This is a genomic window from Streptococcus pneumoniae, assembly GCA_040719455.1.
GTDB lineage: Bacteria > Bacillota > Bacilli > Lactobacillales > Streptococcaceae > Streptococcus > Streptococcus pneumoniae_G.
Genome location: JBFDTN010000001.1, coordinates 687,285 through 701,280 on the forward strand (window position 1 = coordinate 687,285; position 13,996 = coordinate 701,280).

Here is a 13,996-nt window from a genome sequence, read left to right on the forward strand (position 1 = left end):
CGTCCTACTCCTCGTCTAATTGTGCATATTCTTCATCACTCACAGCCTCGTAAAATTCACTTTTTCCTGCAGTGATAACGATGTGTTCAAACCAGCTATCCTTTGTCGCTCCGTGCCAGTGTTTGACACCCTTATCCGTCACAATAACATCTCCTGCTGTCAGACGACGAGCGGATTTTCCCTCTTCTTGGTACCACCCCTCACCCCCTGTCACTAAAAGAATCTGATAACCATCTACATGGACATGCCAGTGGTTGCGGCAACTCGGCTCAAACGTCACATTTGCAACGGCCACTTGTCCATCTGGTGCTTGAGCCAGTATGTCTAAGTAGGACTGACCTGTAAAGACAGCTTGGTAGGCTTCGTTTTTATCCCCCATTTTAAAGGGACTTTCTTGTCTCAACATTGCTAAATCTGCCATCTCTATTCTCCTTTTTTAAACAAGTTTCCCTCCATCTCCACCATGACTTTCTCATAGTTAGCAATCTTATAGTCCAGTCGGCTGATAGCTGCTAATAGCTCATCCGCCTTTTTCTGCAATTTTTCGCGTTCCTCCATTAAAATCGAACGACGCTCTGCAAGATGTTGCTCTTCTCCATCCTGACACAAGCTAATATAGTCAATCAGGCTCTCAACCGACACCCCTGCACTCCTAAAACATCGAACAAATTCGAGCGCCGCCAAATCTCGTTCGCTAAAATCACGAATGCCAGCACTATTTCTCTGAACCTTTGGAATCAAGCCAATCCGCTCATAATACCGAATCGTATCGCTTGACAAACCGGATAATTCACTGGCTTTTTTGATATTCATCTAACCACCTCTTTTCTTTACTTAGTATATACCTTGGAGTAGACTCTAAGTCAAGTATTTTCAAAAAAAGAGACTGAGCACTATGTTCTCAGTCTCTAATCGATTAACGAATTTGTTCAAAATGAAGATGAACAGCAATGTGCTCACCATAGCCACTGCGCTCTAAATCGCGCTGCAAACGGTAAGAAATATAATGCTCTGCAATGGTGATGTAGCCAGCACCCAATAAGCGGTGTTCTACCATAGATTGAATCATGCTAATGGTGGCACGTTCTACCTTGGCATCTTCCAAATCCAAGACAACTTTTTTTGTGACTTGAGCTAGGTTTTGACGCAAATCATCTGTCAGGACATAGACGGTTTGCGCTGCCTTTAAAATCGCTTGATAAATCTTATCTGGGTTAAATTCAGTAATTTGCCCATCTCGTTTAATCACTTGCATGGTCTTCCTCTTTTCTATCAGTCATTTCAACCTATTATACCATACTTAGCGTTATTTTTCCATTGCTGCAATAACAGCTTTCGCTTCTTCTTCTGTACAAGCAACCAGTGGCAAGCGCAGTGGTCCTACCTCAAATCCTTGGTGATTGAGGACTGCTTTTAACGGTGCTGGGCTAGTTGTTGAAAAGAGCGCATCTACTTTTGGCAATAATTTGCGTTGAATGTTAGCTGCTTCTGCCACATCTCCCTTGTCCAACGCCTCAAACATAGCATGGAAATCATCCCCGTTTGTGTGAGCTGCTACACTAATCACCCCTTGAGCTCCAAGTGCTTTAGCGTGGAAAGCCTCGCCATCTTCTCCTGTATAGACCAGAAAATCTTCTGGCGCATTTTCTACCAGATTCGAAATGGTGGCTACACCTGTACAATCCTTAATCGCAATGATGTTGGGATGCTCAGCCAAACGGAGAGACGTTTCCACCGTCAAACCAGCCACGGTGCGCCCAGGTACATTGTAGACCATAATCGGTAGACTGCTAGCATCAGCAATCGCCTTGTAATGCTGATAAAGCCCTTCTTGCGTTGGCTTATTGTAATAAGGTGTGACTGCAAGCCCAGCTGCAAATCCGCCAAAGGCTGCTACCTCACGCGCAAATTCAATCGAATCTCTTGTATCATTCGTTCCAATACCTGCGATCAAAGGCACACGACCAGCGACGATGCGTTGCACTTCTGCAAAGAGTTCCAACTCTTCCTCGTGGGTGAGTGTTGGACTTTCTCCCGTTGTCCCTGCCAAAATCAAACCTTCTGTATGGTGGGCAAGGAGGTGTTCAATCAACTTAGGCAATGCCTTAAAGTTGATACTTCCGTCTTCATGAAAAGGCGTAACGAGCGCCGTAATAATGCGTGCTTTTCTCAATTCTTCTAGTGACATTGTTTCCTCCTAAGTGATGATATTGTCATGTAATTTGCTTATTTTAATTCAAAAACGACTTCTTGCGTCGGACGAACCAAACCACGTTCGTGCAGGGTTTCAGCGATTTGAACAGAGTTCCAAGCTGCACCTTTCAAGAGATTGTCTGATACAACCCACATGTGAATCCCTTTTTCAGCATCCAAGTCGCGACGAATCCGACCGACAAAGGTTTCACGCTTGCCCACCGCATTGATAGCTTGTGGGTAGATTTGGTGCGCCACATCGTCTTCCAAGACAGCGCCTGGGAAGGCTGCGATTGCGGCTTTTACTTCATCAATCGGTGCTACTTCTTTGGTTTCAATATAGACAGATTCTGAATGAGCTGACAAGACCGGAATGCGGACGCAGGTCGCAGAAACAGCGATACTGTCGTCTTCCATGATTTTCTTGGTTTCCTTAGTCATTTTCATCTCTTCATAGGTGTAATCATTGTCCGTAAAGACATCGATCTGTGGCAGCGCGTTAAAGCCGATTGGATAATGCTTCTTGTCACCACCAGACGGTAGGATATTCGCTTCTACATCTTTTGGTGCTACACCGTCATTTAAGACCGCACGCAGTTGCGCTTGGGTTTCCAAAATCGCACCCATACCTGCTCCAGAAACAGCCTGATAGGTTGATACAATCACACGGTCCAAGCCCCATTTTTGACGAATAGGCTCTAGGGCAATCATCATCTGAATGGTTGAACAGTTTGGACAGGCGATAATTCCCTTGTGAGCATCAAGCGCATGCGCATTGACTTCAGGCACGACAAGTGGCACATCAGGATTTTGACGGAAATAAGACGTATTATCAACGACAACCGCTCCTGCCTTGACCGCATACGGCGCATACTTAGCAGAAGTTGATCCACCTGCTGAAAAGAGCGCAATATCGACACCTTCAAAAGCATCTTCTGTCGTTTCTTCAATGGTTACATCTTGTCCCTTGAACTGCAAGACCTTGCCTGCTGAACGAGCAGATGCCAAATAACGAACCTTATCAATCGGCAAAGTTGACTCTTCCAACATCTGAATCATTTGCGCCCCAACGGCACCAGTTGCACCAACAACAGCTACTGTATATCCCATAATTTACCTCTTTTTTGAATTTTCTAAAAATTTGTATATGCTTGTTATTATACACTTTTTTTGAGTAAATGAAAAGATATTGATTGAAAAATATTTGAAAAAATTCCATTCCTTTATCGAGCCTCAGCCAAGGCTAAACTATCATGCAATCCGAAAACAGAATTACCTATGATATTCAGAACTAAATCGGCTACACTTTTTCTTGATACATATTGACTGTAAAATGGCTCAAAGCATCCTGTTACAACATGGTCAAGATGATGCTTATCATGTAGGCAGGGAATGTGAATGATCATGTAGTCAAGTCCAGAATTTACGACCAGCTGTTCTGACTGACAAAGTTCTTCAAATACATCATCAATCGCTTCTTGGTTAGCCAGTCCAAATTCGCCTTCTACTTCATGATAAATCCCCATAGCATTGGACGACAACAGATGTCTAACTTGATATCTCTTCATAGAAGAAATGACAATCGATGTCACCCTACTATCTGGTGTAATATCAACCGGTGCTACATAAACAATAGCTTCTCCTTTCATCGCTTGATCCATCACTCTAGCATCCTCTATGCCACCTTCAAGTAAGGTTACACAACTGTGATTTGCCCATTTTGCTAGTCGTTTACTCTTTCTCAAGACCAGAGTCATATGAACATCCTCAAATCTCGGCTGAGATAATAGTTCTTTTGTGACGATTTGTGCAATACGGCTATACACGTATAGTTGTTTAGTTTTGATTTAGTACGAGGCAATGAGTCACAAGTATAACTGGATTTAGATAAGACGAGGTAATGACGTAATAAATGAAAACTAAACAACCATAAGATGATCTATTCTAACACTTAGAACATACTCTAAGTCAAGTAAGAAGGACAACAAAAAATCCTCCTTTCAAATCATGAAAAGAGGACGTTTGTTATAACCCATTATAGGATTTCACCATTTGAGGCAATGACTTCCTTGTACCAATAAAAACTGTCTTTCGGCGTGCGATTAAAAGTGCCATTCCCTGCATCGTCCTTATCGACATAGATAAATCCATAGCGCTTGCGCATTTCACCAGTACCTGCTGAAACTAAGTCAATACAGCCCCACGTCGTATAGGCAATTAAATCCACACCGTTTGCAATGGCTTCAGCCATAGCCTTGATATGCTCCCTGTGGTAATCAATTCGGTAGGTATCGTGGATAGCTCCATCTTCTTCGACCGTATCAAAGGCACCCAAGCCATTTTCTACTACCATCATTGGAATCTCATAGCGGTCATACATTTTTTCCAAATAATACTGCAAGCCCATTGGGTCATGAGCCCAACCCCAATCCGAATAGGTTAGGTAAGGATTTTTAGCACCCATTGAGAAATTCCCTGACACTTTATCCTCAACCTGATGTGTCGTCACAATAGAAGACATGTAGTAAGAGAAGGTGTACATATCAATCGTACCATCCAGCAAATCCTGCTTGTCTTGCTCAGTAATCTCTAGCTCTACACCTCGTTCTTTCCATAGACGCTTAGCATAGCTACCATAGCGACCTTTAGCCTGCACATCACTACAATAGAAAATATTTTGTTCCCACTTGTGCTGATTTTCTAAAATATCTTTCGGATCACACGTTCCAGGGTAGAACGTAATCCCGCAAATCATATTGCCAAATTTAAAATCAGGATTGATGCCATGTCCAATTTTTATCGCACGGGCAGAGGCAACAAATTGATGGTGCAAATGTTGGTAGGCATCTTGATAATCTTGATTGCTTGCTTTCTCTCCAAACATATCAAGAAACATAACGGTATTGTTGATTTCATTAAAGGTTAGCCAGTATTTGACCAAATCCTTATATTCCTTGAAAATCGTCTCTGCATATCTGACATAAAAATCAATCAACTTGCGGTTAGTCCAGCCGCCATAACGCTCTTCTAGAGCAAGTGGGGTATCAAAATGCCAAATAGAGACCAAAGGCTCAATGCCGTACTTGTGGCATTCCTCAAAAACAGAGCGGTAAAAATCAAGACCAGCTTGGTTTGGCTCTGTATCGTCACCATTTGGGAAAATCCGTGCCCACGAAATAGACAACCGGAACACACTATACCCCATTTCTGCAAAAAGCTTAATATCTTCCTTATAGCGGTGATAAAAATCCACCGCCTCATGGTTCGGATAATATTCGTCCTCTAAAATGGCAAAGCGCGCACCTTCTGGCAATTTTGCTGTGTGTCCCATAGAGGAGAGTTTGCCAGGATTTCCATCTTTATCAATATAAGTCGCATAACGAGGTTTATCAACCGAGCCACCTGTGGTCACATCTGTCTGAACTAAGCCACGACCATCTACATTATAAGCACCCTCAGCTTGATTGGCAGCAATCGCGCCACCCCATAAAAATCCATCTGGAAATCGTTTTGTCATTCTAGTCTCCAATTCTATTTATTTTACTGTACGTAGCAAGTCATCTCCTGCCTCTACTGCATACTTTTCTGTCGCAAGAATATCTGTAAATTGCTGTGTATTTGTGACAATGACAGGTGTGATGATTGGAAGATTTGCATCTTTAATCATATTGATGTCAAATTCAATCAATTTTTGACCAACGTCCACACTATCTCCTACCTGAACAAATGACTTAAATCCTTTACCTGCAAGTGATACTGTATCCATTCCAATATGGATGAGGATTTCTGCACCATTTTCTGTCACAAGTCCAATTGCATGATTTGTTGGGAATATCAAGGAAACCGTTGCTTTAACAGGGGATAGTACCAAACCATCCACAGGATCAATCGCTACACCTTTTCCCATCGCACCTGATGCAAAAACGGGATCAGGAACATCTTCTAAACGCACAACTTTTCCAAACAATGGACTAGCAATCTCTTCGCCTTTAATATCTTTTGAGAGTTCCTCTGTTTCTGAACTTGTATCTTGAACTCTGTTTTTATCATTATCATACAGATTTGGCACTGGCACTATCATTTGAGCAACAAAGGAAACCACAATCGCTACAATTGTAAATCCTACCACAATCCACATTGGAGTTAGTCCTGTCTCAGGTCCTACATATGCAGGATATTGAAAAATACCAAAGGAACCAACAGAATAAGCTGTAATCTTAAAGGCAGCAAGACCTGCTCCTATTATACCAGAAATCACGCATGAAATATAAAATGGTGTTTTCATTGGCAGAGTAATTCCATAAATAGCTGGCTCAGTGACTCCAAAAATAGAGGAAATCAAGGCTGGTATGGTTAGACTTTTTACCTTATCTTCTTTTGTTTTCAAATAAATAGCAGCTAAAACACCTGTTTGTGTAAAGTTTGGCAACATAGCTCCCATCAAAATAGCTGTTGATCCTGTTTGTGAAAATTGAAGAATCGCTAAGGGAACAATAGCCCAGTGGAGCCCAAACATCACCATCACTTGCCAGAATGCTCCTAGCAATAAACCATATAGCACAGGGCTAAAATTCATCACCATTGTAAAAATATTAGACAGAACATCCGATACCGCATTAGCAACTGGACCAACTACTAAAAATGTCAATGGCACTGTAACGACAATCGTCACAAATGGTACGATAAATAATTTTACCACATCTGGAGTCATTTTTTTCACAAATTTCTCAATGTGAGAAGCCACCCAAATCGCTAAAATAGCTGGCATAACCGTCTGCAAATAACTTCCTGCTGAAGGTAGTTCAAAAGGAACGCCAAAAACATGTGCTAGATTTCCTTCTTTCAATACAGCCAATGTTTGTGGCAAGGTCGGATATACAAGCGCTGCTACAATTGCAATGGCAGAGAATTCACTCATTTTAAATTTTCGAGCAGAAGTCACTGCAATGATGATCGGTAAAAACTGAAAAAATCCATCTCCTGCAGCATTTAAAATAGCATACAAAGCGTTATTATCTGCAGATAGTCCAAAGACAGACATAATGCTCACAAGACCTTTAATGATTCCTGTTGCCGCTAAAGGACCTAAGAAAGGTTGAAAAATTCCTGAAATTAAATCAACAAAACGATCAAACAAACTTCCTTTTGTAGCCTCATCGCCTTCGTCTAAATCTAATTCTCCAATTCCCTTAACTCCTTCTTGTAAAACCGCTCCATAGACATCTGGTACATGATTTCCAATCACGACTTGATACTGCCCTCCAGCTTCTACCACTGTGACAATTCCTTCACGCTTTTTGAGATAATCAGTATCTGCTTTGCCTACATCCTTTAATAAGAATCGAAGACGTGTCACACAATGTCGAAGATTGATAACATTGTCTTTTCCTCCGACGTGCTCAATAATATCTTTTGCTAATTCTGAATAATCTTTCACCATTATCATTTTCCTCTTGTTCCTTGATTTATTTGTGTTGTCTATATCTAATCTCCATTAGGGTGGATAAACTCGTTTTTTAATTATCCTATTCTTTTGCATTGTGCATACCTTTCTGATCCTTTTATCTTTATTCTGTTGCAGATATCTCTTTCACCATCTTTTGTCTCATAAAGACCATCACTGCTCCCATTAAAAGAAGAGCAATAGAGCCTAAAATGCTATACTCAGTTCCACCGCCTTGGGCAATGAAGAGACCGTTAACAGAAGTTCCAATAGTAACTCCTAAATTGGCAGAAGCTAAAAATAGACCATTGGCAAAATCAGGGGCATCCGCTCCAACTTTCGCAATCATATATTGATTGGCATTTCCTTCCAAGCCTGCAACAATCCCAAATAGAAGTAGAATCGGAATAACCAAGATTGCTTGCTGTCCAAAGATAAAAAGCAAGATAAACAAAGCGATTAAAGTCATTGGTAAGGATTTTAAAATCAAATCCGCTCTTTTCCCTAACCATTGACCTGCTAAGCCATTTCCAACAATATTCATCACCCCAATCACTAGAAGGAGTGTACTGATGGTACTAATCTCAAAGTGACTCACACTATCTAAAAAATCAGATAAATAGCTGTTAAATCCAAACACAGCACCATTTAAAAGTAAAACACTCAGAATTGAAATCCAAACAACAGGGCGTTTTAAAATGCTGAGTTGTTTCCCGTAAGAAAGTCCTTTTGTAACAGGCATAGAAGGCACAAGAAAGAAAGTTCCCACGAAAACGAGCACATTGATAATGGCAAAGAAGGCCATCGCAGCACCTAAGGAAAAGTGACTGGCAAGGAAATTAGACACCGGAATCCCCAGCAAGGAACCAGCTGACACACCGATAAAGACACGCGCTACTGCTTTTTCTGCGTCTTTTTCTGCTACTGAACTTGCTGCAACACTCATAGCCATAGAAACATAAACCGGATGAAAAACTGCTGGAATCATGCGCAACAGAACTAATACCCAAAAATTCGGAGCTATGATAGAGAAAACCGTTGTTAAAGCAAAGGTCCCCGTAGCTAGTAACATGACTGTTTTACGATTGACTTTTGAAAAAAGCAGGGGCATAGTTGGACCAGAGATCGCTACTACCAAGGCAAAACTACTCACTAATAATCCTGCCTGTGACAAAGAAACATGGTAATCCTTTGCGATATGAGGCAAAATCCCCATAACTCCCATTTCCGTATTTAAAATACCAAACACACCAATCGTTAACAATAAAATAAGTGATTTCGCTGATGTTTTCATTTTCTTCCTTTCTCTTCCTTCATAAATGTGACATTATTTGCGTGCTTTAATGCTTCAGCTAGACCGCTACTATCTAGGATCGATCCCAAATCTGTATAAGAATAAGAAGACACAAAATCTTCATAAAATAGCACCAAACCATCTCCTTGCCATAACTTCACATCTCCAGCATGAATATTCCCTGCCTGTTTATCCTGAGAAGTAAAGTTTTCTCCCAAAGGGGCGTAAACTTCATTGCCATTGACATGTTTCATCTCCACTGTTAATGGCAGTAAAGCTTCAAATTCACGAGCTGCTTTGCTATCATTTAATGCAAGTTCAAATCTTTGTTGGTTAATACTCACTAAAATCATATGACCTTCTCCTTTTATTGTCGTTTTTGAAGATTGCTTACTGAATCGTCCTAGGAGAACAAGGAGCGCTATGAGGCACATCAATCCTAGAACTCCATATGTTCTTTTGTCCATTTTGTCTCTCCATTCTTCTACATTTAATCTATCACAGTTCATTATCTATATCAAATACCTATATTTTATAAAACAAATGCTTAAAAGGCATATTTAGCTTTCTTTTTTCCATTCTTTGTGCTAGAGTAGTAAATGAGATTATCCAAGCGAGGAAATGATGAATATTCGTGTACTTCAATACTTTGTGACAATTGTCCAGACCAAAAGCATTTCTAATGCAGCTCATACTCTTCACATCACACAACCAACCTTATCACGACAAATCCAAGAATTGGAAGAGGAACTTGGCACTATTCTCTTTCATCGAAGCAATCGTGAGATCAAATTAACCGATGATGGGCAATATCTCTACAATCGAGCGATTGAAATTTTATCCCTCGTCGAAAAAACAGAAAACAATATCAAGGGAGCTAAAGATTTCTCTGGAGATATTTATATCGGAGCAGCTGAGACCCAATCTTTTGATCTTGTGGCGCGTGCGATTCAGCAGATGACAAAGACATATCCGCATGTAAAAATCCATTTGCGCAGTGGCAATTCTGATGATATTTTAGAATACCTCAACCAAGGGGTCTATGATCTAGGCTTGATTATTGGACCTTACGACCAGAAAAAATATGACGCTATTGATCTACCCAATCGAGACCAATGGGGAGTTTTAGTCCCCAAAGACCACCCTTTAACGAAACTTACGAACCCCAGTCTAGCCGACGCACTAAACTTTCCTCTCATCGTATCAGCTCAGACCACCATTGATTACAGCATTTTTGCTGGACTGGGCGATTACACAATAGTCGCTACCTATAACCTGCTCTATAATGCCTCGACCTTAGTAAAAGAGGGCGTGGGAATCGCTCTTGCTCTTGACGGCATCATTGAAACCAATTTTGAACATAGTTCTCTTGCTTTTATACCCTTACAACTAGCTACTCAAGACACTCTTCAACTCATTTGGAAAAAAAGAAGCAATCAGTCCAATGTTGTCAAAAAATTTCTCCAAATCGTAGAAGAAATATTGCAACTACAAAATAAAAAGGAAGTGAGACAGAAACCATGATTTCGCTGAAATCGACTTTCCTCACTCCTTTATTTCTAAGTTCGATCTAAATTAATCTACTGTTCATTAAAACCAGAGACAAGACTGCGTCAAATAGTTAATAAGAGGTAGGAACTTTTGTCCCAACCTACCATACTATAGTTGTTTAGTTTTTATTTAATACGAGGCAACGAGTCGCAGGCATAACTTAGGTTCAGCAAGACGAGATAACGACGTAATAAATGAAAACTAAATGACTATACTCCCTGAGATGGTAACACATCTCAGTTTTTTGTATGGCGAATTGTCAAATTAAGTGCACATTTATCCCATAAAAAATTTCATAAGGTGTTTTCCAGTTTAGACATTTTCGTGGTCTGTTGTTTAATTTATCTTCCCATTCCTGAATGATCAAGTGTTCTACCTCTGTTAAGTCACTTCCTTTTGGAAAATACTCTCGCAATAAGCCATTTGTATTCTCGTTTGTTCCTCGTTGCCAAGGAGCATGAGGATCAGGAAAATAGACTTCGACATTTAGTTTCTCGGTGAGTTCAGGATGTCCTGAGAATTCCTTACCTCTATCAGGAGTCACTGTTTCTTTTGGTAGGGACTCTAACATATTTACCATGGCTTCTATAACCAATTTACTTTTCTTGACAGCTACTTTCTGAATTTTGAGGAAGCGGGAATGCCTATCAGTGAGTGTTACTAGGCAAGCTTTTCCAGTCTTTCCAGCAACAGTATCGGCTTCCCAATCACCTATTCTCGAGCGTTCATTGGCTGCTGTTGGCCTCTCATGAATGGTATGAGAAATAGGAATTTTTCCTCGCTTTTCCACATGGGATTGTGTATGGCGTGTTTTACCATGGTGACGAAGTTTGCGAACAACCCCACGAGCACCATGTGAAAGAGGCGTGTCGTCAAAGTGACCGCGATAGATAGCTCTATAAATGGTTTGATAACTAATGACGGGTCTTTCTCGTTCTAAACGTAATCGTCCCTCAATTTCTTCTGGCGACCATTGACACTCAAGAAAAAGATGCTTGACGGTCTGACTGAGTTCAGTGTCTATTTCTAATTTCCTTTTTCGCCCACAATGCGATTTAGCGAGATGATAAGCTGTTTGTGCCCTACTAGGCGAATAGTTGCCTTGTTTTGAATGACGTTTTAATTCACGACTAATACTTGAGGGGTGCCGATGTAATAGTCGTGCTATTTGAGAAAAGGTCATCACTTTAGTACGATAAATCAGAATACTTTCTCGTTCATCTATGGTAAAATGATGGTAGCTCATAAGATTTCCTTTCGTAAGATGTTTGTTCAGTTTTATTTTACTAGAAAAAATCTTATGAGTTTTTATTGTGCACTTATATTGTAAATTCAAGATCAAAAAAAGACCAAGATTTCTCTTGGTCTAAGGGCACTTTCGTGTGATAAGCAGGTTCACACAACTTATCAAGGTCCGCTCCTGCGTTTTGACCTCCCTAGCGTGAAAGTGGCTACTGCCACATTCGGCTCATCGCATAATTCTATTATAGCAGATTTCTTGGTAAATGCAAATTCTGAACATTTGGGGGTTGTATCGAGATTTTTGAGAATTGAAAATTCCACCTACCTTTACTCCAACAAACTTTTTTGTAGCCAGACAATATCGTGCCACTTTGAAAATTTGTAGCCTACCTTTTTAAAATGCGCCACTTGCTCATAGCCACGTTTTTCATGAAAAGCGATACTGGCATCATTGGGCAGAGAAATGCAAGCAACAAAATTCTTAAAGCCACGCTTGATAAGCTCTTCTTCTAAGGCATCGTATAGCGCACTTCCGATGTGTAAGCCACGTTTTGTTTCATCGATATAGATGGTTAATTCTGCGGTCCAATCATAAGCAGCTTTATCATAGTAAGTAGAAGCATAGGCATAGCCCACAACTTTTCCTTCGTATTCCGCCACCAAGAAAGGATGACGTTGTTGGATAGTGGCTATTTTTTTTGCAAAATCCTCTCTACTGGGTACTTTTAAATCAAATGTAATAGCTGTTTTCAACACATAGGGTTCATAAATAGCACGAATGGCAACAGCGTCAGCTACCTGTGCAGCACGAATTGAAATCATCATTTTCCTTTCTTTTTAAACCAATCAAATAGACTTGTCGTTTCTGAGTTCTGCCACCAATCCTGATACACCTCAAAAACCTGCTCCACACTACCAAATTGGTCCACCAAGTCACAGACCGTCAAAAAGGCATGCACATAAAAGGTGTAGAGATAGGCCAGATTACCGTCTTTGTAAGTCTCTTCTGAAAACTTCTCAACATGAAAGCCGCCAAAAATAGGATTAAAAAAATCGACTTGTGTTTGTAATAAAGTACGTATCTCTAGGAGTTCCTCATCTGTGAGAATATAGCGATACGATAAGTATTCGCACATGCCTTCTTCAAACCATAAATCATCCCTAGCTTCGCCATACTCCGAACCAAACAAGTCGCTGTCATGGGTTATTTCATGTAAGAAAATCTGCGTCATCTGATAGTCTGGTAAATTTCTATAATAGTCTACTAAAGACTGAGGCATTTCATAGGGAGCAAAAGCCTTTGATAATAAATCTTCCCACTCTTTTTTATCTGGACACATGATAATGCGTGTGCCATTGTTATAGGCAGGCAAGTCGTGATTTCCAAAGATGTGACTTGCAAAAGAGGCTTTGGTCCAAACCACAAAGTCTGCTGGCTCTTTTAAGGCAAAATGGATTGCCAAATACTCCCTATAAAGCGCACCTTGCTTGAACAATTCATCCGTTACAGGCTGGATATGAAGCCTATCGTTGTCTGCTTCATAGGCATAGATTTGTCTCATTTCTCCAGCAACTCCCGGTCGTAAATGGTGTAGTCACAACGATAAATAATCAAACGCTTCCCATCAATCAAAAGTTCTGAGGTCTTTGGCGCATCTGACGCGTACAAGGATACCTTGTTGCCTGCATAAGTCGCAAGCGGGGTGCCGTTTTGTGAGCGAATGAGAATGACTTTTTCTTTTCCTGTAAAGTCATTTTTAAACTTGGACACCATGCGATTCAATATCGGAACAGCTGCTTGCTGATCATCTGCGGTCGCCGTTTTCTGATATTTTAAGAAAATATCTTCCAGTCCGTCTTCTGCTGCAATCAAGGAGGAGCCAACATGGTCAATTTCGTACTTGCCCAAGGTGATTTTCAACACCGCACTATCTCCCTTGGAGTTCCCCTCGCTGTCTACTGAATCAAAGTCTTCATTGCGCGAAATAGACAGCGATTTTCCAGACATTTCATCAATCAACTGAGAATTTTCATCATAGGTGCGCAGGTTCATCTCAAGCCCAATCCATTCAGCCTCGGTATTTTTCCACCAATTCTGAATTGACTGACATCCTGACAAGATAGTCACAGACAAGCCTAGCACTAGAGCCATTTTCAAGAATTTCTTTTTCAAACTTTTTCTTCCTCTCTGTATTTTTTTTGAAAAAACTAATATCCCTAACATGAGGCATTGAATGCCTAATCCTAGTAGCGTAACCAGATATAAAGGAGAG

General features: G+C 40.6%; 15 protein-coding genes. 1 reads left to right on the top strand and 14 read right to left on the bottom strand.

All coding sequences use genetic code 11. From position 1 onward, the window contains the following. Positions 1 to 4: 4 nt before the first annotated feature. From AB1I63_03195 to AB1I63_03240, 10 genes are all read right to left on the bottom strand, one after another. Positions 5 to 421 (bottom strand): cupin domain-containing protein, encoded by a 417-nt coding sequence (locus AB1I63_03195; protein MEW4353893.1) that lies wholly within the window; start codon positions 419 to 421, stop codon positions 5 to 7. A gap of 2 nt (positions 422 to 423) precedes the next feature. Next, positions 424 to 813, bottom strand: coding sequence for a stress response transcriptional regulator NmlR (gene nmlR / locus AB1I63_03200; GenBank protein ID MEW4353894.1), 390 nt, complete (start codon positions 811 to 813; stop codon positions 424 to 426). 103 nt (positions 814 to 916) lie between these two features. Beyond that, positions 917 to 1,255: an ATP cone domain-containing protein gene (locus tag AB1I63_03205; protein ID MEW4353895.1), complete on the bottom strand. Its 339-nt coding sequence runs from the start codon at positions 1,253 to 1,255 to the stop codon at positions 917 to 919. Positions 1,256 to 1,306: 51 nt separating this feature from the next. Continuing rightward, the gene (dapA, locus tag AB1I63_03210; protein ID MEW4353896.1) at positions 1,307 to 2,188 is read right to left on the bottom strand and encodes a 4-hydroxy-tetrahydrodipicolinate synthase; all 882 of its coding nucleotides are present in this window, start codon (positions 2,186 to 2,188) and stop codon (positions 1,307 to 1,309) included. 38 nt (positions 2,189 to 2,226) lie between these two features. Continuing rightward, entirely contained in the window at positions 2,227 to 3,303 is a 1,077-nt protein-coding gene (locus AB1I63_03215; protein MEW4353897.1) for an aspartate-semialdehyde dehydrogenase, read from the bottom strand. A gap of 113 nt (positions 3,304 to 3,416) precedes the next feature. Next, positions 3,417 to 4,019 (bottom strand): NAD(P)H-binding protein, encoded by a 603-nt coding sequence (locus tag AB1I63_03220; protein MEW4353898.1) that lies wholly within the window; start codon positions 4,017 to 4,019, stop codon positions 3,417 to 3,419. A gap of 209 nt (positions 4,020 to 4,228) precedes the next feature. Next, positions 4,229 to 5,710: a family 1 glycosylhydrolase gene (locus tag AB1I63_03225; protein MEW4353899.1), complete on the bottom strand. Its 1,482-nt coding sequence runs from the start codon at positions 5,708 to 5,710 to the stop codon at positions 4,229 to 4,231. 18 nt (positions 5,711 to 5,728) lie between these two features. Continuing rightward, positions 5,729 to 7,633 carry a beta-glucoside-specific PTS transporter subunit IIABC gene (locus AB1I63_03230; GenBank protein ID MEW4353900.1) on the bottom strand — a complete coding sequence of 635 codons (1,905 nt, stop codon included), beginning with the start codon at positions 7,631 to 7,633 and terminating at the stop codon, positions 5,729 to 5,731. Between the two features lie 127 nt (positions 7,634 to 7,760). Beyond that, positions 7,761 to 8,930: an MFS transporter gene (locus tag AB1I63_03235; GenBank protein MEW4353901.1), complete on the bottom strand. Its 1,170-nt coding sequence runs from the start codon at positions 8,928 to 8,930 to the stop codon at positions 7,761 to 7,763. Beyond that, positions 8,927 to 9,283, bottom strand: coding sequence for a cyclophilin-like fold protein (locus AB1I63_03240; protein MEW4353902.1), 357 nt, complete (start codon positions 9,281 to 9,283; stop codon positions 8,927 to 8,929). Before AB1I63_03240 ends, AB1I63_03235 begins: the two co-directional genes overlap by 4 nt. 271 nt (positions 9,284 to 9,554) lie before the next feature. Here AB1I63_03240 and AB1I63_03245 point away from each other — a divergent pair, with 271 nt between their 5' ends. Continuing rightward, complete coding sequence (locus AB1I63_03245; GenBank protein ID MEW4353903.1) at positions 9,555 to 10,454, top strand: LysR family transcriptional regulator; 900 nt, start codon at positions 9,555 to 9,557, stop codon at positions 10,452 to 10,454. A gap of 286 nt (positions 10,455 to 10,740) precedes the next feature. Here the strand turns inward: AB1I63_03245 and AB1I63_03250 are convergent, their stop codons facing one another. The 4 genes from AB1I63_03250 to AB1I63_03265 form a co-directional block, all read right to left on the bottom strand. Beyond that, positions 10,741 to 11,727 carry an IS30 family transposase gene (locus AB1I63_03250; GenBank protein ID MEW4353904.1) on the bottom strand — a complete coding sequence of 329 codons (987 nt, stop codon included), beginning with the start codon at positions 11,725 to 11,727 and terminating at the stop codon, positions 10,741 to 10,743. A 323-nt stretch (positions 11,728 to 12,050) separates the two neighbouring features. Then, positions 12,051 to 12,545, bottom strand: coding sequence for an N-acetyltransferase family protein (locus tag AB1I63_03255; GenBank protein MEW4353905.1), 495 nt, complete (start codon positions 12,543 to 12,545; stop codon positions 12,051 to 12,053). Further along, positions 12,545 to 13,285, bottom strand: coding sequence for a hypothetical protein (locus AB1I63_03260; protein ID MEW4353906.1), 741 nt, complete (start codon positions 13,283 to 13,285; stop codon positions 12,545 to 12,547). Before AB1I63_03260 ends, AB1I63_03255 begins: the two co-directional genes overlap by 1 nt. Beyond that, positions 13,282 to 13,947, bottom strand: a complete 666-nt coding sequence (locus tag AB1I63_03265) for a DUF5052 family protein (protein MEW4353907.1) — start codon at positions 13,945 to 13,947, stop codon at positions 13,282 to 13,284. The genes AB1I63_03260 and AB1I63_03265 overlap by 4 nt, the downstream gene beginning before the upstream one ends. Positions 13,948 to 13,996: the final 49 nt, after the last annotated feature.